The organism is Mesorhizobium sp. B263B2A, assembly GCF_020165775.1.
Lineage (GTDB): Bacteria > Pseudomonadota > Alphaproteobacteria > Rhizobiales > Rhizobiaceae > Mesorhizobium > Mesorhizobium opportunistum.
The window spans coordinates 23,308-45,056 of the sequence record NZ_JAIUIU010000029.1; the positions used below are offsets into that span (position 1 = coordinate 23,308).

General features: G+C 64.5%; 17 protein-coding genes and 1 pseudogene. 11 read left to right on the forward strand and 7 right to left on the reverse strand.

All coding sequences use genetic code 11. The annotated features are described in order from the left end of the window. Positions 1 to 52 precede the first annotated feature (52 nt). From LB568_RS29100 to LB568_RS29115, 4 genes are all read right to left on the reverse strand, one after another. Entirely contained in the window at positions 53 to 1,594 is a 1,542-nt protein-coding gene (locus tag LB568_RS29100; protein ID WP_013891695.1) for a DegQ family serine endoprotease, read from the reverse strand. A gap of 196 nt (positions 1,595 to 1,790) precedes the next feature. Then, the gene (locus LB568_RS29105; RefSeq protein ID WP_224731938.1) at positions 1,791 to 2,507 is read right to left on the reverse strand and encodes an MBL fold metallo-hydrolase; all 717 of its coding nucleotides are present in this window, start codon (positions 2,505 to 2,507) and stop codon (positions 1,791 to 1,793) included. After that, entirely contained in the window at positions 2,507 to 3,673 is a 1,167-nt protein-coding gene (locus LB568_RS29110) for a diphosphate--fructose-6-phosphate 1-phosphotransferase (RefSeq protein ID WP_224731939.1), read from the reverse strand. Before LB568_RS29110 ends, LB568_RS29105 begins: the two co-directional genes overlap by 1 nt. A gap of 174 nt (positions 3,674 to 3,847) precedes the next feature. Then, entirely contained in the window at positions 3,848 to 4,618 is a 771-nt protein-coding gene (locus LB568_RS29115) for a L,D-transpeptidase (protein ID WP_224731940.1), read from the reverse strand. A gap of 256 nt (positions 4,619 to 4,874) precedes the next feature. On the opposite strand from LB568_RS29115, the gene LB568_RS29120 reads away from it, so the two are divergent. Continuing rightward, entirely contained in the window at positions 4,875 to 5,498 is a 624-nt protein-coding gene (locus LB568_RS29120; protein ID WP_023775997.1) for a LysE family translocator, read from the forward strand. A 72-nt stretch (positions 5,499 to 5,570) separates the two neighbouring features. On the opposite strand, the pseudogene LB568_RS29125 reads toward LB568_RS29120, so the two are convergent. Further along, positions 5,571 to 8,356, reverse strand: a pseudogene (locus tag LB568_RS29125) (autotransporter outer membrane beta-barrel domain-containing protein). 225 nt (positions 8,357 to 8,581) lie between these two features. Here LB568_RS29125 and LB568_RS29130 point away from each other — a divergent pair. Then, positions 8,582 to 9,904: a tetratricopeptide repeat protein gene (locus LB568_RS29130; RefSeq protein ID WP_224731941.1), complete on the forward strand. Its 1,323-nt coding sequence runs from the start codon at positions 8,582 to 8,584 to the stop codon at positions 9,902 to 9,904. A gap of 81 nt (positions 9,905 to 9,985) precedes the next feature. Continuing rightward, positions 9,986 to 11,440, forward strand: coding sequence for a xylulokinase (gene xylB, locus LB568_RS29135; protein WP_224731953.1), 1,455 nt, complete (start codon positions 9,986 to 9,988; stop codon positions 11,438 to 11,440). Positions 11,441 to 11,637: 197 nt separating this feature from the next. Here the strand turns inward: xylB and LB568_RS29140 are convergent, their stop codons facing one another. Continuing rightward, complete coding sequence (locus tag LB568_RS29140) at positions 11,638 to 12,000, reverse strand: nuclear transport factor 2 family protein (protein ID WP_140574063.1); 363 nt, start codon at positions 11,998 to 12,000, stop codon at positions 11,638 to 11,640. A gap of 124 nt (positions 12,001 to 12,124) precedes the next feature. On the opposite strand from LB568_RS29140, the gene xylA reads away from it, so the two are divergent. Continuing rightward, the gene (gene xylA, locus LB568_RS29145) at positions 12,125 to 13,450 is read left to right on the forward strand and encodes a xylose isomerase (protein WP_224731942.1); all 1,326 of its coding nucleotides are present in this window, start codon (positions 12,125 to 12,127) and stop codon (positions 13,448 to 13,450) included. Between the two features lie 203 nt (positions 13,451 to 13,653). Beyond that, complete coding sequence (locus LB568_RS29150; protein ID WP_224731943.1) at positions 13,654 to 13,857, forward strand: hypothetical protein; 204 nt, start codon at positions 13,654 to 13,656, stop codon at positions 13,855 to 13,857. A 16-nt stretch (positions 13,858 to 13,873) separates the two neighbouring features. Here the strand turns inward: LB568_RS29150 and LB568_RS29155 are convergent, their stop codons facing one another. After that, a complete protein-coding gene (locus LB568_RS29155; protein ID WP_140574059.1) occupies positions 13,874 to 14,854 on the reverse strand; it encodes a GlxA family transcriptional regulator in 981 nt (326 codons plus the stop codon). Positions 14,855 to 14,931: 77 nt separating this feature from the next. Between LB568_RS29155 and LB568_RS29160 the strand changes: the two genes are divergently transcribed. From LB568_RS29160 to LB568_RS29185, 6 genes are read left to right on the forward strand one after another with little or no spacing between them, the layout of a single operon-like run. Next, positions 14,932 to 15,849 (forward strand): 3-keto-5-aminohexanoate cleavage protein, encoded by a 918-nt coding sequence (locus LB568_RS29160; protein ID WP_224731944.1) that lies wholly within the window; start codon positions 14,932 to 14,934, stop codon positions 15,847 to 15,849. A 17-nt stretch (positions 15,850 to 15,866) separates the two neighbouring features. Then, on the forward strand, positions 15,867 to 16,496 hold the full coding sequence (locus LB568_RS29165) for an HD domain-containing protein (RefSeq protein WP_224731945.1): 630 nt from the start codon (positions 15,867 to 15,869) through the stop codon (positions 16,494 to 16,496). Further along, positions 16,493 to 17,587, forward strand: coding sequence for a carnitine 3-dehydrogenase (locus tag LB568_RS29170; RefSeq protein WP_013891681.1), 1,095 nt, complete (start codon positions 16,493 to 16,495; stop codon positions 17,585 to 17,587). Before LB568_RS29165 ends, LB568_RS29170 begins: the two co-directional genes overlap by 4 nt. Before the next feature lie 4 nt (positions 17,588 to 17,591). Further along, a complete protein-coding gene (locus LB568_RS29175) occupies positions 17,592 to 18,755 on the forward strand; it encodes an acyl-CoA dehydrogenase family protein (protein WP_013891680.1) in 1,164 nt (387 codons plus the stop codon). 3 nt (positions 18,756 to 18,758) lie between these two features. After that, complete coding sequence (locus tag LB568_RS29180; protein ID WP_224731946.1) at positions 18,759 to 20,837, forward strand: acetate--CoA ligase family protein; 2,079 nt, start codon at positions 18,759 to 18,761, stop codon at positions 20,835 to 20,837. Next, complete coding sequence (locus tag LB568_RS29185) at positions 20,830 to 21,612, forward strand: carnitinyl-CoA dehydratase (RefSeq protein ID WP_224731947.1); 783 nt, start codon at positions 20,830 to 20,832, stop codon at positions 21,610 to 21,612. The genes LB568_RS29180 and LB568_RS29185 overlap by 8 nt, the downstream gene beginning before the upstream one ends. Positions 21,613 to 21,749 lie beyond the last annotated feature (137 nt).

Here is a 21,749-nt window from a genome sequence, read left to right on the forward strand (position 1 = left end):
GCGGCTCGTCGTCGACAAGCCGCCACGCCGTTATTCAGGCCAGCATCACGTCTCAGCCATTGGCGAACGGCACGGCGACATAGATCTGGCTGCCGCCGCGTTCGACCAGCAACAGCACCGACTTGCGCCCTGATTTGCCTGCCTGGGCAACCGCTTGGGTCACCTGTTTGGCGCTCTTCACCGGAACCTGGTTGACGGCGACGATGATGTCGCCCGGCTGGATGCCGGCAGCGGCCGCTGCCTTGTCGGGATTGACGCGCGCAACCACCGCGCCGCGCTCGTTGTCGGCGAGGTTCATCTGCTGGCGAATGTCGGGCGTGATGTCCATCAGGCCGAGGCCGAGCGCTGGCGCACCGGAGCCCTGCTCGGCGCCCGGCGCGCCGGAGCCGCCGGTCGATGCCGTCTTCGCATCGTCGCTGTTGCGTCCGACATCGACTGAGATCTTCATGGCCTTGCCCTTGCGCCAGACGTCGAGCGTTTCCCTGGTGCCAGGGGCGACGTCGGCGACGGCCCGCGACAGATCCTTGGGATCCTTCACATCCTGCCCGGCGAAGCCGGTGATAACGTCGCCGGTTTCGACGCCGGCAAGGGCCGCCGGGGAGCCGTCATTGACCTGGGAAACCAGCGCGCCGCCGGGATGATCGAGCCCCATGGCGCTGGCAACGTCCGGCGTCACCGGCTGGATATCGACGCCGAGATAGCCGTACTGGATGGAGCCGCCCTTCTCCAGCTTGGCGACCACCTTCTGGGCCTGGTCGGAGGGAATGGCGAAGCCGACGCCGACGCTGCCGCCATTGGGCGAATAGATCGCCGTGTTGATGCCGATGACATTGCCGTTCACATCCACCAGCGGACCGCCGGAATTGCCATGGTTGATCGGCGCGTCGATCTGGATGAAGTCGTCGAACGGCCCGCTGTGCAGGTCGCGGCCGCGCGCCGAGACGATGCCCGCGCTAACCGTGGTGCCGATGCCGAACGGATTGCCGATCGCCAGCACCTGGTCGCCGGTCATCAGCCTGTCGGAATCGCCCCATTTGACCGTCGGCAAGGGCTTGCTGGCCTTGATCTTGAGCACCGCGAGATCGTTCTTGGCGTCGCTGCCGACGACCTTGGCCGGCAGCTCCGTGCCGTCGTCGAGCGTCACCTTGATCGAAGAGGCGCCGTCGACGACGTGGTTGTTGGTGACGATGGTGCCGTCGGCACCGACGATGAAGCCGGAGCCCAGGGCCTCGGTTCGCGGCGCCTGCTGTTGTGGCGGGGTCCTGGGCATGGGCATGCCCTGGTCGCCGAAGAACTGCCGGAAATAGTCGTCGAACGGGGAATTGTCCTGGAAGGGCGACGCTTCGTTCATGGCTTCCGGTTGTGCCTTCATGACGGTCGTTACCGTCACGACGGCTGGTTTGGTCGCGGCCACGACCGGCGCGAACGAACCGTTCGGCGCCGATATTCCGGGTACTGGGGTCTGGGTGGTCGCGACGATCTTGGCGATGCCGTTCGTGTTCTGGGCGAATGAAACGACAACAGGGGAGATAATCAGCGCGGCGCCCAGCAGGGCGGCGACGCGATGTCTGCGAAGGATGCCTAGAGGTGACATGGTCGTTCTGTCCGGGCGAGAGTTGATCCGGCGCCGCGAGCGTGCCTGGGCAGCGCCCCTCGGCGCGTCGAGGACCGGGAGTGCCTGTCTCGCCGTACATGGCGTCCGGCCGGATCGACAACCAACTATCTAGGGCGCGGATCGGCCCGATTTAGGGTTTTTGACCGACCTTACGAAGATTTAATTCAGCGAGCGCTCACAGACCGGCATGCGAGCGCAGATAGGCCGTTGCAATCGCACGCATGCGCTCGCCGTCGAAGCTTGGGCCGTGGCCGCCATGGCCGATGCGGATCGGCAGGTCGAGCAGGCGCCGCATGGTGCCGATATAGGCGGCGCGGTCGGAATCCGGCAGGCTGTCGATCAGCGTGTCGTCGTAGATGGCGTCGCCGCTGAAGAAAAGGCCGTCGGCCTCGTCGAACAGCGCGATCGAATCCGGCGAATGCCCCGGCAGGTGCAGCACGCGGAATTGGCGGTCGCCGAGATCGATCACATCGCCTTCGTCGAGGGTCCGCGTCAGGGGCGCCGAAGGGATCTTGTAGTCGGCGGCTTTCCATCCCGGCTCGGGCAGTTTCGAAACGGCGCCTTCGAGATCGTGGAACATGTAAGCGTAGGTCGCCGCCTCATCCATGCTTTCGAATTGCGCCGCACTCATCCTGGGTCCCGCCCGCCATGGAAATTCGTGCAGCGAGCCGACATGGTCGAGATGGATATGGGTGGCGACGACCAGCAGCGGCTTTCCATCGGGCGTTTCGATCTCCGGCGCCAGCGGACGGATGCCCATGCCGGTGTCGACCAAAAGATCGGCGTCGCGGCCGCGAAGATGCCAGATATTGGCGCGCACATAGTCATGCACGAACGGCTCGGTCAGCATCGTCGTCTCGTCGTCGACGATGCTCTTGCTGAACCATTCCATCAGACGAATGGCTTCCCGACCTTGTACTTTTCCGGCACCAGCCGCTTGAGATAGGCCATGCCGGCCTCGGACAGCTGGTTGACCTCGGGCTGCATGAAATCGTCGGGCATGTGACGGGTCTTGCCGGCTACGTTCTTCAGCGGCACCTTCTTCAGCACCGTTTTAGCGCCGTCATACTGCAGCGCCACCGAGCCGCCGCCTTGTTCGGCGACGGAGACGGCGAAGGCGCCGGCATCGAAGGCCTCTTGCGCGTCGACGGCGCTGATGGCGCCGACATAGCCGCGCGGCATGTAGCCGAGTGCATCGACCCGGGCGCGCTTGCCCGGCAGGCCCTCGGCCAGCGCACGCTCGAGCGCCGCCGGCAGGTCGCTGCCCGACAGCTTGACGTTGCCATGCGCATCACGCTCAAGCTTGTCCGGCGGCACCAGGCTTTCGACCAGCGCCTTGCCGTCGGCGGTGCTGACACCTTCCGACACGGCGACGATGCAGCGTTTGTGGCGGTCGAGCGTGGCGCGCACGTCGTCGATGAAGCCGGCGGCCGAGAACGGCCGTTCCGGCACGTAGACCAGATGCGGGCCGCTATCGCGATCGAGCTGCCAGGCGGCGGCGGCCGCGGTCAGGAAGCCTGCATGCCGGCCCATGACGATGCCGACATAGATGCCGGGCAGGGCGCGGAAATCCAGATCGACGGACAGGAAGGCGCCGGCGACGAACTCGGCCGCCGAGATGAATCCCGGCGTGTGGTCGTTTTCCTCGAGGTCATTGTCGATGGTTTTCGGCGCATGGACGAAAGCGATGCTGCCACCGGCCGCATCGGTCAGGATCTGCTGCGTACCCGACGTGTCGTTGCCGCCAATATAGATGAAGGCGTCAGCGCCGGCCTTTTTGAGGCCGTTGAGGATGACGTCGCAATAGGCGGCATCCGGCTTGTCGCGCGTCGAGCCCAGTGCAGCGCTTGGCGTTCCGGCGATCAGCCGCAGGCGGTCTTCGGGAATGGCCGAGAGGTCGACATAATTGCCATCACGAATGCCGCGCACGCCGTGGATGGAGCCCAGCACCTTGGCGCCCGGATGCCGCTTGCGGATCTCCAGTGTCGCACCGACCACCGTCTGGTTGATGACGGCGGTCGGGCCGCCGCCCTGCGCGATGACAAAAGTTCCGGTCATTCCTGGCGTCTCCCGAAGCGATGATTTTCAAGGCACCTTGGCCTGTCTTGCTGCATCGCGCAACGGGAGAGTCCGGGGCAGGACCCCGAACCGAAGGACCGCGTAAGCGAAAAGCGGACCGGTTTCGGAGAAGGTCCCGCTCAAAAATAGGACGGCCGCAAGCGGCGGCCACGATCACATGACGACGACCGGGTTTTTCTTCGAAACGCGGCTGTAGAGGTCGATGATGTCCTGGTTGATCAGGCGCACGCAGCCAGACGACATCGCCTGGCCGATGCTCCACCATTCGGGCGAGCCGTGAATGCGATAGCCGGTGTCCTTGCCGTCCTGGTAGATGTAGAGCGCACGCGCCCCGAGCGGATTGGTCAGGCCGCCGGGCTGGCCGCCCTGCCATTTCACCAGTTCCGGCTTGCGCTGGATCATCTCGGGCGGCGGCGTCCAGGTCGGCCATTCCCTGCCATACTGGATGTTTGCGCGGCCGGACCAGCGGAAGCCGTCCTTGCCGATGCCGACGCCGTAGCGGATGGCATCGCCTCCCGGCTGGACGAGGTAGAGCATGCGCTCCTTGAGATGTACGACGATGGTGCCGGGCGCCTCGCCTGTGGTGTCGACGACGATCTGGCGGCGGAATTCCGGCTTGACCTTCAGGTACGGCACTTCAGGCACGTTGAAGCCGTTGTCGGTCAAGGCGGCGTACATGACATCGGCGCCGGTGATGTTCTTGTCGACGCTGATAGCGGGCCGCATCGGCGGCACCGAACCGGTGACCGTATTGTCGAGATCCAGCACCGGCATGCCGCCGTCCCCGGAAGTCGAGCAGCCGGCGGCGCTGAGCAGCGCCAGCGCGCCTGCCCCGGTCAGGATGGCGCGGCGGGAAAGATGAAGATCGATATCGACTGCGCCGCCGTTTCGTGGCGGCGTCGGACCTTGCGGCAACTCACGCATGTACCCAAACCCTACGCTGTCGGCGGGAAGCACGGTCCGGCCGGATAGCGGGCATTTTCGTCATTCATGGTTGATAAAGCGTGAATATCCGTGTCGCCTGCGTTCGAGCATGGCTTGGCGGTGTTCGTCCGCTTCCGACGACGTCAGCCGAGCGGCGGCTTTCAGTCGGGAATGGCGCAAAAACAAAAAACAGGCCCCCTTTACATTCTCCCAGGGCTCAGGATTTATCCTTCTCTTTAACCCTAGGGAGACAAGCATGTCGTTCGAAAACTGGGCAGCTTTCGCCGCCGCGTCGAGCATCCTCCTCATCATTCCGGGTCCGACGATCCTGCTGGTCGTGTCCTATGCGCTGGGCCAGGGCTGGCGCACCGCCTTGCCGATGGCGGTCGGCGTGGCGCTCGGCGATTTCACCGCCATGACACTGTCGATGCTGGGCATCGGCGCCCTGCTTGCGGCCTCGGCGACCATCTTCACCGTCCTGAAGCTGATCGGCGCCGGCTATCTGATCTATCTCGGCGTAAAGCTGTTCCGCGCCGGCGGCACGCTGAAGGCCGAGCCGCGCACCGATGCAGTGTCGGCGGCCAAGATGATGGCGCATGCCTGGCTGGTCACCGCTCTCAACCCGAAAAGCATCACCTTCTTCGTCGCCTTCCTGCCCCAGTTCCTCGACCGGCATGCCAATTTCTGGACGCAGATGCTGGTCTTCGAGACGACCTTCCTGGCGCTCGCCTTCGCCAATGCCTTCGGTTATGCGCTGGTCGCGGCGCGCGCCCGCAATGTCGTGCGCAATCCCAAGGCGATCCGCATCTTCAACCGCACCGGCGGCACGCTGCTGGTCGGCGCCGGCATCGCCACGGTGGCGATGCGCTCGGGCAATTGAGGCAAGGTAAGTTCAAGGAGTCGCGGCACCGCGAGCCCTGAAGGGACGCGCGGTGCTGCCGGGTCACAGGCGTTACCATTTGACGCTGAAGCCGAGATTGCCCTCGAGGATGCGGCGCTTGTCGCCGCCGAGATTGGTGGTGTAGTCGCCGGTGGCGAAGATGCTGACCTTGTCGTTCACCTTAGCCACAACGCCCCCGCCGAATTCGAACGAGGTCGATCGGCCCTCGGTCGTGATGTCGGTGGTGTCGAAGCTGACGGTGTCGGTGCCGCCGAAATCGTGCCAGAAATTGGCTTTGAGGTAGGGCTGCAAGGCCATGCCGTTGATCGTTGTCTCGCCTTGCAGCCTCGCGCCCAGCCGGCCGGTGGCGCTGCTGTCGGTGCCGAACGAAACCGACGAGAAGCGGTCCTCGGTATCGTCCAGCGACAAATGCTGCCAGACCAGTTGCGCTTGCGGCTCGAGCGTCCAGCCCTGTCCCAGCGCTATGGGATAGCCGCCTTCCAGCGATGCCGTGACACCGGTGCCGTCGACATCGATGCCGACGCCGCGCGACGATGTCGCGTCGCCACCGAAGAACGTGGCCATCAGGACGCCGTCCAGGTACCAGCCGCCTTGGCCGATGCGGGTCCAGTAACCACCGACACTGGTGCCGTTGACGTCGAGCTTGCCGACGGACAGATCGTTTTGTCCCAGCGCCTGGCCGTTCACGTCGCCGCGCATGCTGCCATAGGCGACGAAGAGGCCCGCGCGATCGATTCCACCTGAAGCGGTCTCGCGTCCGAACACGTCGAAGCCTGCCTGAAGCCCGAACAGCGTGCCGTCGAAGGAGGGCGACACCGTTCCCGACCAGCCCATCTTGGCGTCCTGGCCGAAAATGCGGCCCCATACCGGCCACATCTCGGTGTCCGACAGCAGACTCTGTTCGCCGCGCCGCTCGTGGAAGGTGCCGAGTGTCGTCATCGCCAGATGTTCGGCCACCGGCGGCAAGGCCGAATAGACCGGCACCTCGATGCGATAGAGCAGGATCTGCTCACCCGGTGCCGGGGTTGGCAGGTCAGGCACGACGGTAGGCACAACAGGTGGGGGCGGCGGTGGATCCGCGGGCGGTGACGGTGGTGGTGGCGGAGGCGGCGCGGGTTCCGGGTCAGCGGCCTGCACCGGCGGCGTCGGGTCGACCGGCGGGTTGTTGATGTCGCCCTCGGTCGGCACAGGCACCGGTGGCAGATTTGACGGCGGTGGCGGTGGAGGCTCGGCCGCGGGCGGTTCGGGTTGGAGATTTGGCGCGGGTTCCAGCGCAGACGGCGCCGCCGCCGGCGATGTCGGCGTTATCAGCGTCGAGCGCAGATACCAGTTTTCCCCGCTACCGGCGCTGACGCCGCCCTTGAACAGATAATATTCGAAAGCGCCTGCCGCGACCGGCGCGTCGAGGGCAAAGGCACTGGCGCTGGATGTGGCACCGTTGATCGCCTGGACGACCATGATGCCGTCCGCGGTGGTCTCGGCGCCTGCGCCGCCGACATTGATCACCCCGATGCCGGTCGAGCCGGACGCCGTTCCTCCCGACAGGATCAGCTTGTCGGAAGCGGACGTGTCATCGCCAAGTTCGGTCTGGATGAGCAGCAGCCCGCCGAGTCCTGTATAGTTGCCTGATATCGTCAGCTGGTCGGTGGCGCCGGTTGTGCCGTTGGTCAGGTCGATACGGCCGGCATTGACCACATTGGCCAACTGGCCGGACGTGAAGGCCTGGATCGCCGAGTTGAAGCCGCCGCCATAGAGCGTGCTTGCCTGATCGACATTGAGCGATCCGGTGCCCGTGCCGCTGTCGCCGAGCACGAGATTGCCGTCCAACATCAATTGGGTGTCGTTGGTGGCGTTGATCGTCTCCCAGTTCTGGACCCTGGCGATCCCCTCCAGCTTGACGTTGTCGAAGGTGAGCGTGTCGGTGCCTGCACCGCCCGTGATCGCCTTGGTGTCGCCGAGATTGCCATTGGTGAGGTTGCTGAGCTTGGCGGTGTCGTTGTCGCCGCCCAGATCGACGGAACCATAGATGATGCCGCCGCCGTTCCAGACGAAATTGTCGGAACCAACACTCATCAGCACATCGCCGCCGACCGTGCCGCCGGTAACCGTCACGCTGTCGGCGCCGCCGCTGACACTGATGTTGCCGCCGATTATGCCGCCCGACAGGATGATGGTGTCCTTGTCGAAACCGGTGACGAGGTTGCGGTCGATGGTGCCGCCGGACATGTTGAAATAGTTCTGGTCGAGCTTCATGTTGACACGGCCGATGCGCCCGCCGGTCATCACGGCACGATCGCCGTCGTCGAAGAAATCGACGATGCGCCCACCGGTCATGGTGAACGTGTCCAGCCCGTCGCCCTGGTTGAGTGAGCCGATCAGGCCGTCGCTCATGTTGAAGTCGTCAATGCCGGCGCCCTGCTGCACATTGCCGGCGACAGTGCCGGCGCCAATGGTGAAGAAATCCGTGCGCCCTGGTCGACCGTGCCGGTGATGGTGCCGGACTGCATGTTGATGCGGTCCGTACCGATGCCGAAGGTGACATTGCCCGATATCTGCCCGGTTCCACCGGCGGGAAAGTTCAGCGTGTTGTTGCCATCGGTATCGGTGAGGCTTCCGCCCGAATCGCCGCTATCGCAGGTGTAGACGGTATTCCCCGCGGTTGGGCCCAGCATGCATGCCGCGAAGGCCGCGGAATTGGGCAGCAACGTCAGTGCTGTAGTTGCAAGAAAGCTAATAAGCCGTGGGTTGGTTCGTTTCGGCCCTTGCTGCAACAAAGCAACCAATTCGCTGGGGCACTCCGAACGACAGTTCGGAAGCTGTATTTCACTATGCCGCATCGCGTCCCCTCTCAGATCGCGATTTCAAGCCCGCCGCCGCGCCGCAATGAAGACACAATTCGTTCGATTTTACAAAGCCTAATCTGCACCGCATGGTTGATGAACTGCAAAAACTACTGGAACGGACCTGCGCGACATGCGGTTGGCGCGCCCGTGGCCCATGCGTTAAGATCGCTTTGGACCGAGGGGCAGCGTCCCCATGACGGTCCGATCGAGGGATTTCGCATGGCGATCAGGGATGGATTTGGCCTGGCATTTTCGGGCGCTACGGAAGCCGGGCTCACGCCTTACAGCCAGGCGGTGCGCGAATTGCAGTGCTTCATCGGCGATCCCGTAGCCTCGGTCGACCGCGCTATCGCGGAAAATCCCGGTTTCGTCATGGCCCATGTCTTCAAGGGCTATCTGTTTGGCCTTGCCACCGAGCAGGAGGCGACGGCGGTGGCCAGGGCCTGCCACGAGGCGGCACTGCCGCTTGCCGCGACAACACGCGAGCAGGCGCATGTCCTGGCCCTCGGCCACCTCGCCAACGGGCGCTGGCATGATGCCGCCGGCATCCTCGAGAACATCGCCATCGACTTCCCGCTCGATGCCGTGGCATTGCAGGTCGGTCACCAGGTCGACTTCTTCACCGGCAATGCCCGCATGCTGCGCGACCGCATCGCCCGCGCCTTGCCATCGTGGCAAAGCGGCATGCCCGGCTACCATGCCATCCTCGGCATGCAGGCATTCGGGCTGGAAGAGATGGGCGACTATGGCAGGGCCGAGAGGCTTGGCCGCGCGGCGGTCGAGATCGAGCCGCGCGACGGCTGGGCGCAGCACGCGGTTGCCCATGTCATGGAAATGCAAAGCCGGCAAAGGGATGGCATTGCCTGGATGCGCGCCGATCCCGAAGCGTGGACGAAAGAAAGCTTCCTGCAGGTGCACAATTGGTGGCACCTGGCGCTGTTTCACTACGATCTCGGCGAGACCGACGAGGTGCTGGCGCTCTATGACGGGCCGATCTACGGCACGCCGTCGGCGATGGCGCTGAACATGGTCGATGCGTCGGCGATCCTGTGGCGGCTTTATCTCGGCGGCGTCGATGTCGGCGATCGCTGGGCTGCGCTCGCCGCCAACTGGCCCAAGGTCGGCGCCGGCAACTATGCCTTCAACGACGCACACGCGATGATGGCTTTTGTCGGAGCCGGTCTCGACGCGGCAGCCCTTGGCTTGCTCGATGCGCAGCGCGAGGCCATGCATGGCAGCGACGACAATGCGGCTTTCACCCGCGATGTCGGCCATCCGCTGACGCGGGCGATCAAGGCATTCGGCGAGAGCAACTACACCGAGGCCATACGTTTGATCAGGCCGATCCGGGCGATCGCCCATCGTTTCGGCGGCAGCCACGCACAGCGCGACGTCATCGACCTGACGCTGATCGAAGCCGCCTTGCGAGCTGGTGACGCCGCGCTTGCCAGGGCGCTCACGGCCGAGCGTTCGGCGGCACGCCCGGACAGTCCGCTGTCGGTGCTGTTTTCGCGACGCGCCGCCGATTTGTCGGAGAATTGACCCGAAGCGGATCTTGCCTTAAAAACTGGCTCGGCCAGATTTTTTCGAGATCCGAAAAAAATAATGGCATGGGAGGATAACATGTATCTCGGCCTCGACCTGGGCACGTCGGGCGTCAAGGCGCTGCTGATCGATGCCGGACAATCCGTCATCGGCTCCGGCCATGGTTCGCTTGACGTCTCGCGGCCGCATCCCGGCTGGTCCGAACAGGATCCGTCGCACTGGATACGCGCCTGCGAAGAGGCGATCGCCGAACTGAAAGCTTCCCATCCCCGCCAGTTCGCGGCGGTGAAAGGCATCGGCCTGTCGGGCCAGATGCATGGCGCGACCTTGCTCGATGCGGCTGACGGGGTGCTACGCCCCTGCATCCTGTGGAACGACACGCGCAGCCATGTCGAGGCGGCAGCGCTCGATGCCGATCCGCGTTTCCGCGCGCTCACCGGCAACATCGTCTTTCCCGGCTTCACCGCACCGAAGCTCGCCTGGGTGAAGAACAACGAGCCCGCGGTCTTCGCGGAGGTGGCCAAGGTGCTGCTGCCGAAGGATTTTCTGCGGCTTTGGCTGACCGGCGAACACATTTCGGAAATGTCCGACGCGGCCGGCACGGCCTGGCTTGATGTCGGCAAGCGCCGCTGGTCTGCGGACCTGCTCGCCGCCACGTCGCTCGACGAGACGCAGATGCCGTCCCTGGTCGAGGGCACCGAGAAGGCTGGCGGATTGCGCGCCGAATTGGCGTCGAAATGGGGCATCGAGGCGGGCATCCCGGTTGCCGGCGGCGCCGGCGACAATGCGGCTTCGGCCTGCGGCATGGGCACGGTCGGTGCCGGCCATGCGTTTGTTTCGCTGGGCACGTCGGGCGTGCTGTTTGCCGCCAACGCGTCCTATCTGCCCAACCCGGCGAGCGCGGTCCATACCTTCTGCCATGCGCTGCCCAACACCTGGCACCAGATGGGCGTCATCCTGTCGGCGACCGATTCGCTCAACTGGCTGTCGGAGATCACGGGCAAGGGCGCGGGCGAGCTGACAACGGAACTCGGCGATGCGTTGAAAGCGCCGAGCGGCGTGTCGTTCCTGCCCTACCTTTCGGGCGAGCGCACACCGCATAATGATTCCGCCATTCGCGGCTCCTTCACCGGGCTGGCGCATGAATCGAGCCGTGCGGTGCTGACCCAGGCGGTGCTCGAAGGCGTCGCCTTTGCCTTCCGCGACAGTCTCGAAGCCCTGAAGACAGCCGGTACCGTGCTGACGCGCGTGACGGCGATCGGCGGCGGTTCGCGCTCGCGCTACTGGCTGAAGGCGATCGCCACCGCGCTGCAGCTGCCGGTGGATATTCCCGCCGACGGCGATTTCGGCGCCGCCTTTGGCGCCGCCAGGCTCGGCCTGATCGCGGCGACCGGCGCGGATCCGCTGGCAGTGTGCACGGCGCCGAAGACGGACGCCACGGTCGAACCGGATGCCGTGCTTAGTGGAGCATATGCGGATGCTTACCAGCGCTACCGTGCGCTGTATCCGGCGATCAGGGCTGTAACCGCGTGAGTCAGTGCGAGGCGCCCTCCTCTGCCCTGCCGGGCATCTCCCCCTCAAGGGGGGAGATCGGCAGCTTTGGCGGCTTTGCTCGTCTTGCAAGGTTGATAATTAGCGAAGGCGGGAAAGGCAGCCAATCTCCCCCCTTGAGGGGGAGATGGCCGGCAGGCCAGAGGGGGGCGCCTCGCACCTGCCTTACCCAGAAACCCTCACTGCGCCGGCACCTTGTCGAGAAAACCGGTGACGCTCTTCAGGCGTCCGTTCTCGATAATGCCGATATCCGTGCCTTCGATGACCGAAGGGACACCCTCCGGGCCAAGATTCCAGGAGAAGCGGATCTTGTCGGCAAACCCGTCCGGCGTGCCCTTCAACGAGAACCGGAAGCCGGCAAAGCGCTGCTGCACGCCGTCGATCAGGGCCGCGACGCCTTCGTGTCCGTCGCCCTGCATGATCGGATCGCGATAGCTGACGTCTTCGGTGAAGGTGGCCTTCAGCAATTCGGCGCGGCGGCTGGCATCGCTTTCGTTCCAGGCGGTGATGTAGCCCTCGGCGATTGTGTTGAGGTCGGTCATGGTCTGTCTCCTTTGCTTGACGGCTTTGACATGAGCCTTTTCGACCACCGCGGACCCGAAACCAATTACGCCTGAGGTAATCAAGGCGAATTACCCGAGACCTATTCGAGAGAGGACAGAAATCATGAGCAGCGGATTTTTCGGCGACATCCAGAAGATCAAATACGAGGGACCGGATTCGACCAATCCGCTGGCCTATCGGTTCTACAACCCTGATGAGGTGGTGGCGGGCAAGCGGCTGGAAGACCATTTGCGCTTCGCCGTCGCCTACTGGCATTCCTTCGCCTGGCCGGGCGGCGATCCGTTCGGCGGCCAGACTTTCGACCGCCCGTGGTTCCCCAAGGCCGGTGGCGTCGACACGATGGAACTGGCCAAGCTGAAGGCGGACGTCGCCTTCGAGATGTTCTCGCTGCTCGGTGCGCCCTATTTCTGCTTCCACGACGCCGATGTGCGGCCCGAGGGCAAGGATTTCTCCGAGAGCGCCGCCCGGCTGGACGAAATCGCCGATTATTTCGCGGGCAAGATGAAGCAGACCGGCGTCAAGCTTTTGTGGGGCACGGCGAACCTGTTTTCCAACCGCCGCTTCATGTCGGGCGCCGCCACCAATCCCGATCCGGATGTGTTCGCCTACGCGGCGGCGACGGTGAAAAGCTGCATCGACGTCACCAAGCGGCTGAAGGGCGAGAACTACGTGCTGTGGGGCGGCCGCGAAGGCTATGAGACGCTGCTCAACACCGACCTTGGCCGCGAGCAGGAACAGGCCGGCCGTTTCCTCAGCCTCGTCGTCGACTATAAGCACAAGATCGGCTTCAAGGGCACCATCCTGATCGAGCCGAAGCCGCAGGAGCCGACCAAGCATCAGTACGATTACGACGTCGCCACCGTTTACGGCTTCCTCAAGCGCTTCGGCCTGGAGAAGGAAGTAAAACTCAACATCGAGCAGGGCCATGCCATCCTGGCTGGCCATTCCTTCGAGCACGAGCTGGCGCTGGCCAATGCGCTCGGCGTGTTCGGTTCGATCGACATGAACCGCAACGACTACCAGTCGGGCTGGGACACCGACCAGTTCCCCAACAACGTGCCGGAAATGGCGCTGGCTTATTATCAGGTCCTGCAGGCTGGCGGCTTCAAGACCGGCGGCACCAACTTCGACGCCAAGCTGCGCCGCCAGTCGCTCGATCCGCAGGATCTGCTGATCGGCCATATCGGCGGCATGGACGCCTGCGCACGCGGCCTGAAGGCCGCCGCCCGCATGGTCGAGGATAAGGCACTGTCCGCGCCCCTTGCCGAGCGCTATGCCGGCTGGAACGGCGCCGAGGCCAAGGCAATGCTGTCGGGCAAGCGCACGCTGGAGGATATCGCAGAGCGCGTGGTGAAGAAGAAGATCGAACCGCAGCCGCGCTCCGGCCGCCAGGAACTGCTGGAAAATATCGTCAACCGCTACGTCTGAGATCGTTAGGCCGATTCGTATTGCTCGAGGGCGGCTGGATAACATTCCCGCCGCCCTGGAACGGGCTTGCGCCAACGCCCGTCCGTCGACAAGCTTTTGCCCCCAGACGCCGCTCAATGGCCTCGCTCTTGCCTTCAAACTGCCGTCACGTATCTCGTATAAGAATGACCTGTGGCGGGTGAAAAGGAAGGAGGCGAACCGATATGCAGAACGAACGTGAAATCGACGCCCTGCTCTCACCTGGCGAGGCCGGATCGATCATCGACCGGCTGATGGCGCTGCCGAGGCCGACCGACGACGTGAAAAACCAATGGGATCGCGCCGTCAGCAACCGTTTTGAAGTCCGGCTGGCGAGACAGATGCGCTCGCAGATCGACGCTGGCGGCGATCGTCAGAACGCCGCATAATCTCCCCGAACTAAAACTATCCTCGGCGCAGCCTGACCGGTGCTTCGCCGAAAGCTCTTGAAAACGCTCTGGAAAATGCCGCGGCGGACGAGAACCCTGTTCGCCCGGCAATATCCGCCATGGCCACGCGCGTGTCGACAACCAGCCGGCGTGCCGCAGCCAGCCGCAGCCTGAGATAATAGGCGCCCGGCGTCTCTCCGATCGATCTGCGAAAAATGCTTTCCAGCGTTCGTGCCGTCACCCCGGCGCGCTTGGCCACTGCTTCGATGGTCAGCGGCTGGTCGACATGTGATTCCATCAGCCGGATGGCCTGCGCCAGGCGCGGATCGTAGCCGTCGAGCCGGCCGAGCGAGACCAATGGCTGGGCATCGGTCGCGGCACGGGCCTGGTCGTAGATGAAGACGCTGGCGACATCGAGCGCCACCGCCATGCCGAGCCGCGTGCGAATCAAATGCAGCATCAGGTCGAAGGTCGGCGAGGCGCCGCCCGAGGTGAACACCGGCCCGTCGATGACATAGCGGTCCGGGCGGACATCGACGCCGGGAAAGGCCGACGAGAAATCCTCCATGTCTTCCCAGTGGGTGGTGGCGCTGCGCCCCTCCAAAAGGCCGGCGCGGGCCACCAGCCAGGTGCCGGCCTCGACGCCGCCGCATGCGCGGGTCGCGCGGGCCGCTCGCCGCAGCCCTGACAGCAGCGCTGTCGTGGCATAATTCTGGGTGCCGAAACCGGCGACGACGACGAGAACGTCGGTTGGCTCGGCCGCGTCGAAGCGCCCGCTGACCGCCACCGGCAGCCCGCATGTGGTGACCGGAGCCTCGCCGGTCACCGAGACCAGCTTGAAATCGAACAGGGTCTCGCCGGAGATGCGATTGGCGGCGCGCAGCGGATCGACGGCCGAGGCCACGCACATGATCGACGAGCCGGAAAACACCAGCAGCGTCACCTTGAGCGGCGAGCGCTCGGCGCGAAAGATCGTCGGTTTTTCGCTTTTGGTCATGGAAGCTTCGTAAAACGCAAAACAGTTTCCGGCAAGTCGGGCATTGTTGGGGTCTGTATCTATGGGAGGAGAGTTCCATGCCGCTCGCGATGAACCGTGAGGTCTTCATTACCTGTGCCGTGACCGGATCCGGCGGCTCGCAGGATCGCAGCCCGCATGTGCCGCGCTCGCCAAAGCAGATCGCCGATTCGGCCATCGATGCCGCCAAGGCGGGGGCTGCCATCGTCCACTGCCATGTGCGCGATCCCGAGACCGGCAAGCCTAGGCGCGACGTGCATCTCTACCGCGAAGTCACCGAGCGCATCCGCGAAGCCAATGTCGATGTCGTGCTCAATCTCACAGCCGGCATGGGAGGCGACATGGTGTTCGGCTCGCCGGAGGCACCATTGCCGCTCAACGAAAAGGGCACCGACATGGGCGGCGCCACCAACCGCATGGAACATGTGCGTCAGTGCCTGCCGGAGATCTGCACGCTGGATTGCGGCACCATGAACTTCGCCGAAGCGGACTACGTCATGACCAACACGCCCGGCATGCTGCGCGCCATGGGCGGCATCATGACGGCGCTCGGCGTCAAGCCTGAGATCGAGGCCTTCGACACTGGCCATCTCTGGTTCGCCAAGCAGTTGGTCGAGGAAAAGGTGCTCAATCCCGATGCGCTGGTGCAGCTCTGCATGGGGGTGCCGTGGGGCGCGCCTGACGACCTCAACACCTTCATGGCCATGGTCAACAACGTGCCGTCGACCTGGAACTGGTCGGCCTTCGCCATCGGCCGCAACCAGATGGCCTATGCCGCCGCGGCGGTGCTGGCCGGCGGCAATGTCCGCGTCGGGCTCGAAGACAATCTCTGGCTCGACAAAGGCGTGCTGGCCACCAACGCGCAACTGGTCGAGCGCGCCGCCAGCATCGTCACCAATCTCGGCGCCAGGATCCTTGGCCCGGAAGAAGTGCGCAAGAAGCTGAACCTGACCAAGCGGGCACCGATCGCGGCATAGTTTGGAGGGCGTCGAACATGACAACCGTCAAATTCACCGCGATGGAGGATGGCGACAGGGACGATTACGAGTTCCTGACCGCCCATGAGATCGACTACGCCGCCAAAACCGGCGAGCGGCTGCTCGACGCGCTGGTTCAGCTCGACGAGGGCCTGTCCGGCTACAAGATCACCCGGCTCGGCCATTCGCTGCAGGCGGCGACGCGCGCCTGGCGCGACGGCGCCGACACCGACTGGATCGCTTGCGCGCTGCTGCACGACATCGGCGACATCTACGCGCCCTATAATCACGATGAATACGCCGCTTCGATCCTGAAGCCCTTCGTGCGTGAGCAATGCACCTGGGTGGTGGAAAAGCACGGCGATTTCCAGCGCCTCTACTACGCCCATCATCTGGGCGGCAATCGCCATGCCCGCGACCGCTTCGCCGGCCACGCCTATTTCGACGATTGCGACCAGTTTTGCGAACGCTGGGACCAGTCGAGCTTCGACCCCGACTACGAGACGCTGCCGATCGAGTTTTTCCGGCCCTTCGTGCTCGAGGTCTTTGCCCGCAAGGCCTACGACCCCTCGGTCATTCGCGCCGGCGAGCGCGTGCCCCTCGTCGATCCCACAACAGCTAAGACAAGAACCGGAGCATCCGCATGAGCATCGTCAACAAGGCAGCCGCCATCGGCGGCGGTGTCATCGGCGCCGGCTGGGTGGCGCGCCTGCTCTTGAACGGCATCGACGTGTCGATCTTCGACCCCGATCCCGAGGCTTCGCGCAAGGTTTCGGAAGTGATGAAGGGCGCGCGGCGCGCCTACAAGCAGATGGTTCCCGGCGGCCTACCGAAAGAGGGCAAGCTGACTTTCGCCAAGACCATCGCCGAAGCGGTCGCCGATGCCGATTTCATCCAGGAGAGCGTGCCGGAACGGCTCGACCTCAAGCACCGCGTGCTGGCCGAGATCGACACCCATGCGCCGGCCAACGCCATCGTCGGATCGTCCACCTCTGGCATCAAGCCGACCGACATGCAGGTTGCGATGAAGAAGCATCCGGAGCGGTTGGTCGTCGGCCACCCGTTCAATCCGGTCTATCTCCTGCCGCTGGTCGAGATCGTCGGCGGCGAGCAGACCTTTCCCGAGGCGATCGAGGTCGCCAGGGAGATCTATGCCTCGATCGGCATGAAGCCTGTCGTCATCCGTAAGGAGATCGAAGCCTTCGTCGGCGACCGCCTGCTCGAAGCGGCATGGCGCGAGGCTCTGTGGCTGATCAAGGATGGCATCTGCACCGTCGAGGAGCTCGACGATATCATGCGCTATGGCTTCGGCCTGCGCTGGGCGCAGATGGGCATGTTTCAGGTGTATCGCGTTGCCGGCGGCGAGGCCGGCATGCGCCATTTCATGGCGCAGTTCGGGCCTTGCCTGAAATGGCCGTGGACCAAGCTGATGGACGTGCCGGAGTTCAACGACGAACTGGTCGACCTGATCGCCACGCAATCGGACGACCAGGCCCACGGCCTGTCGATCCGCGAGCTGGAAAAGATCCGCGACGACAATCTGGTCGCGATCATGGATGCGTTGTCGAAGCAGAACAAGGGCAAGGGCTGGGGCGCAGGCGCGCTGCACAAGGACTATACCAGGCAACTGGCCAAGCTGGCGGCGAAGAAGCCGGCGGCCTCCAAGGCGGCCGAGAAGGCGAAGGCATCGAAGCCGGTGAAGAAGGCGGAAAAGCCGAAGAAAAAGAAGAAGGGCTGAGGTTATGGATTTCGGTCTGTCGGAGGAACAGAAGCTCATCGTCGAGACGACGCGCGCTTTCGTCGAGAACGAGCTTTACCCGCATGAGCGCGAGGTCGAACGCACCGGCGTGCTGCGCCGCGAGCTGATCGAGGAGATCAAGGCCAAGGCGATCGAAGCCGGTCTTTATGCCGCCAACATGCCCGCCGATGTCGGTGGCGCGGGCCTCGATACGGTGACCTGGCTGCTCTACGAGAAGGAGCTCGGCCGCGCCAACTATGCGTTGCACTGGACCTGCGTGGCGCGCCCCTCCAACATCCTGCTCGCCGGCACGCCCGAACAACGCGAAAAATACCTGTTCCCTTGCATCCGTGGCGAGAAATGGGACTGCCTGGCGATGACCGAGCCGGGCGCCGGCTCGGACCTGCGCGGCATGAAGGCGACCGCCGTGCAGGATGGTGACGACTGGGTGCTGAACGGCACCAAGCATTTCATCTCCCACGCCGACCTTGCCGATTTCGCGATTTGTTTCATGGCCTCGGGAGAGGAAGAAACGGCGCGCGGCAAACGCAAGAAGATCACCGCCTTCTTCGTCGACAAGGGCACCAAGGGTTTCACGGTGCGCGATGGCTACCGCAACGTCTCGCATCGCGGCTACACCAACGCCATTCTCGAATTCGACGATTGCCGTCTGCCCGCAAGCCAGGTCCTCGGCGAAGTCCACAAGGGCTTTGACGTCGCCAATTCCTGGCTCGGCGCCACCCGCCTGCAGGTCGGCGCCACCTGTCTCGGCCGCGCCGAGCGGGCGCTCGGCCATGCCATCGAATATTCCGCGCAGCGCCAGCAGTTCGGCCAGCAGATCGGCAAGTTCCAGGGCGTGTCGTTCAAGCTCGCCGACATGGCGACTGAACTCAAGGCTGCCGACCTGATGGTGTTCGAAGCCGGCTGGAAGTACGATCAAGGCACAGTCACCGACCAGGACATGGCCATGGCCAAGCTGAAGGCCACCGAAATGCTCGCTTTCGTCGCTGACGAGGCCATCCAGATCCATGGCGGCATGGGGTTGATGGACGACCTGCCGCTGGAACGCATCTGGCGTGACGCCCGCGTCGAACGCATCTGGGAAGGCACGTCGGAAATCCAGCGTCACATCATTTCGCGGGCGCTGCTGCGCCCGTTCGGGGCATGACATATGCATAAGCTTGAGCGCCTTTTACGCCCGAAATCGATCGCCGTGTTCGGCGGCGTGCAGGCCGCCGCCGTCGTGGCGCAATCGATCAAGATGGGCTTTGCCGGCGAAATCTGGCCGGTGCATCCCACTAAGGACGAGGTTGCCGGACGCAAGGCCTATCGGTCCGTGGCGGATCTGCCCGGCGCGCCGGATGCCGCCTTTGTCGGCGTCAACCGGCATTTGACCATCGAGGTCGTCAAGGCGCTGGCCGAGCGGGGTGCCGGCGGCGCCGTCTGCTTTGCCGCCGGCTTCCTCGAGACCGAGGCCTATGACGACGATGGCGAGCGGCTGCAGGCAGAGCTGGTGGCGGCGGCGGGCGAGATGCCGATCATCGGCCCGAATTGCTACGGACTGATCAATTATGCCGATGGCGCGCTGCTGTGGCCCGACCAGCATGGCGGTATCCGGCTGGAACAAGGCGGCAAAGGCGTCGCCATCATCACCCAGTCCTCCAACATCGCCATCAACATGACGATGCAGAAGCGCGGCCTGCCGATCGCCTTCCTGATGACCGCCGGCAACCAGGCGCAGACCGGCCTGTCCGAAATGGCGCTGGGCCTGATCGAGGACGAGCGGGTGACATCGCTCGGCCTGCACATCGAGGCCTTCGATTCGGTAGCCGGCTTTGAAAGACTGGCCGCGCGTGCCCGCGAGCTGAAAAAGCCGATCATCGCCATGAAGGTCGGCCGCTCCGAGCAGGCGCGGCAAGCGACGGTCTCGCACACCGCTTCGCTCGCCGGCTCGGACGCGGCCTCGGGCGCCTTCCTCAGGCGGCTCGGCATCGCTCGTGTCGATTCCATTCCAGCCTTCATCGAAGCGCTGAAGCTGCTGCACATCACCGGCCCGCTGCCCGGCTATCGCCTGTCGTCGATGAGCTGTTCGGGTGGCGAAGCCTCGGTCATGGCCGACAGCGCCGAAGGCCGCTGGGTCAATTTCCCGGTTCTGACGGAAAAACATCGCGCCCATGTCAAATCGACGCTCGGGCCGCTGGTCGCGGTCGCCAACCCGCTCGACTACCACACTTTCATCTGGAACAACGAACCGGCGATGACGGCCACCTTCACCGCCATGGTGTCGGGCGGCTTCGACCTCAACATGCTGGTGCTCGACTTTCCGCGCCCGGACCGCTGCTCGGTCACCGACTGGTGGGCAACGCTGCGCGCCTTCGAATCGGCGCTGAAGACCAACAAGGCGCACGGCGCCATCGTCTCCTCGCTGCCGGAAAACCTGCCCGAGGAATACACCGCCGAGCTGATGGCGCGGGGCATGGTGCCGCTGTTCGGGATTTCCGAGGCGATGGACGCCGCCCAGGCCGCGGCCTTCATCGGCTGGGCCTGGCGCGAGCCGCAGGCGCAGTCGGTCGACACCTCCGCCTCGGGTGCCGCCGGTGGCGAGCATGTCACGCCTGACGAGGCGCAAGCCAAGGCGCGGCTGATCATGGCCGGCTTGCCGGTGCCGAAGGGCGAGCGTGCCGGCAATGCCGTCGAGGCGGTGATCTCGTCGATGGCACTCGGCTTTCCCGTCGCCCTGAAGGCGCTGGGCGTCACCCATAAATCCGAGGTCGGCGCTGTCAGGCTGAACCTCAAGGATGCGGAATCGGTCAGCACGGCGGCGCATGATCTGCTGCCGCTCGGCACCGGGCTCTATGTCGAGCGCATGGTGCGCGACGGCGTCGCCGAACTGATCGTCGGCTTCACCCGCGATCCGATGTTCGGTGCGGTGATGACGTTGGGCACCGGCGGCGTGCTGGTCGAATTGCTGCGCGACAGCGTCACGCTGATGCTGCCGGCGACGCGCGACGACATCGAGGCCGCACTGCGCGGCCTCAAGCTGTTCCCGCTGCTCGAAGGCTATCGCGGCCGGCCGAAGGCCGATGTACAGGCCGCCATCGATGCCATCGCGGGCATCGCCGCCTTCGTGCAGATGAATGCCGGCGAGATCGAGGAACTGGACATCAACCCGCTGATCGTCTGCGCCGAAGGCAAGGGCGCCTGGATCGCCGACGCGCTGCTGGTGCTGGGAGAGAACAAGAATGTCTGACGTCATTTCGACCCGCCGCGAGGGCACCATCCTCGAGGTCACGCTCGACCGGCCCAAGGCCAACGCCATCGACCTGAAGACGTCACGGCTGATGGGCGAGACCTTCAAGGCGTTCCGCGACGATCCGGAGCTTCGCGTCGCCATCGTCAAGACCGCCGGCGACAAGTTCTTCTGCGCCGGCTGGGACCTGAAGGCGGCTGCCGGCGGCGACGCGGTCGATGGCGACTATGGCGTCGGCGGCTTTGCCGGCCTGCAGGAGCTGCGTGACCTCAACAAGCCGGTCATCGCTTGCGTCAACGGCATGGCGGTCGGCGGCGGCTTCGAGCTGGCGCTGTCCTGCGACCTCATTTACGCCTCCGACCATTCCTCCTTCGCGCTGCCCGAAATCCGCGCCGGTACGCTTGCCGACGCCGCGACGATCAAGCTGCCGAAGCGCATTCCCTACCATGTCGCCATGGACCTTCTGCTCACCGGCCGCTGGATGGATGTCGCCGAGGCGCATCGCTGGGGGCTGGTCAACGAAGTGCTGCCCAAGGACAAGCTCGAGGACCGCGTCTGGGAGATCGCAAGGCTGCTTGCCGGCGGCCCGCCGCTGGTCTTCGCCGCGATCAAGGAGACAGCGCGCGTGGCCGAGGCGCTGACCTTCCAGGACGTCATGAACAAGGTCACGCGCCGCCAGTTGGCGACGGTCGATGCGCTCTACGGCTCCGAGGACAACATGGAGGGGTTTCGCGCCTTTGCCGAGAAGCGCGACCCGGTGTGGAAGGGGAAGTGACGGTAGTTTGGAAATGATGGCGTTCCGTCACACCCCCCTCTGTCCTGCCGGACATCTCCCCCGCAAGGGGGGAGATCGGATGTTACTTTCGCTTTCGCCAATCACGAGCGCTGCTAGAAAAGCGTTGCAACCGAAGC

Bases quoted from the DNA above. Each gene is read 5' to 3' on its own strand.
- LB568_RS29140 (WP_140574063.1), bottom strand. From the start codon at position 12,000: ATGACCGACCTCAACACAATCGCCGAGGGCTACATCACCGCCTGGAAC.
- xylA (WP_224731942.1), top strand. From the start codon at position 12,125: ATGAGCAGCGGATTTTTCGGCGACATCCAGAAGATCAAATACGAGGGA.
- LB568_RS29110 (WP_224731939.1), bottom strand. From the start codon at position 3,673: ATGACCGGAACTTTTGTCATCGCGCAGGGCGGCGGCCCGACCGCCGTC.
- LB568_RS29175 (WP_013891680.1), top strand. From the start codon at position 17,592: ATGGATTTCGGTCTGTCGGAGGAACAGAAGCTCATCGTCGAGACGACG.
- xylB (WP_224731953.1), top strand. From the start codon at position 9,986: ATGTATCTCGGCCTCGACCTGGGCACGTCGGGCGTCAAGGCGCTGCTG.
- LB568_RS29165 (WP_224731945.1), top strand. From the start codon at position 15,867: ATGACAACCGTCAAATTCACCGCGATGGAGGATGGCGACAGGGACGAT.
- LB568_RS29150 (WP_224731943.1), top strand. From the start codon at position 13,654: ATGCAGAACGAACGTGAAATCGACGCCCTGCTCTCACCTGGCGAGGCC.
- LB568_RS29100 (WP_013891695.1), bottom strand. From the start codon at position 1,594: ATGTCACCTCTAGGCATCCTTCGCAGACATCGCGTCGCCGCCCTGCTG.
- LB568_RS29185 (WP_224731947.1), top strand. From the start codon at position 20,830: ATGTCTGACGTCATTTCGACCCGCCGCGAGGGCACCATCCTCGAGGTC.
- LB568_RS29130 (WP_224731941.1), top strand. From the start codon at position 8,582: ATGGCGATCAGGGATGGATTTGGCCTGGCATTTTCGGGCGCTACGGAA.
- LB568_RS29115 (WP_224731940.1), bottom strand. From the start codon at position 4,618: ATGCGTGAGTTGCCGCAAGGTCCGACGCCGCCACGAAACGGCGGCGCA.
- LB568_RS29160 (WP_224731944.1), top strand. From the start codon at position 14,932: ATGCCGCTCGCGATGAACCGTGAGGTCTTCATTACCTGTGCCGTGACC.
- LB568_RS29170 (WP_013891681.1), top strand. From the start codon at position 16,493: ATGAGCATCGTCAACAAGGCAGCCGCCATCGGCGGCGGTGTCATCGGC.
- LB568_RS29155 (WP_140574059.1), bottom strand. From the start codon at position 14,854: ATGACCAAAAGCGAAAAACCGACGATCTTTCGCGCCGAGCGCTCGCCG.
- LB568_RS29105 (WP_224731938.1), bottom strand. From the start codon at position 2,507: ATGGAATGGTTCAGCAAGAGCATCGTCGACGACGAGACGACGATGCTG.
- LB568_RS29180 (WP_224731946.1), top strand. From the start codon at position 18,759: ATGCATAAGCTTGAGCGCCTTTTACGCCCGAAATCGATCGCCGTGTTC.
- LB568_RS29120 (WP_023775997.1), top strand. From the start codon at position 4,875: ATGTCGTTCGAAAACTGGGCAGCTTTCGCCGCCGCGTCGAGCATCCTC.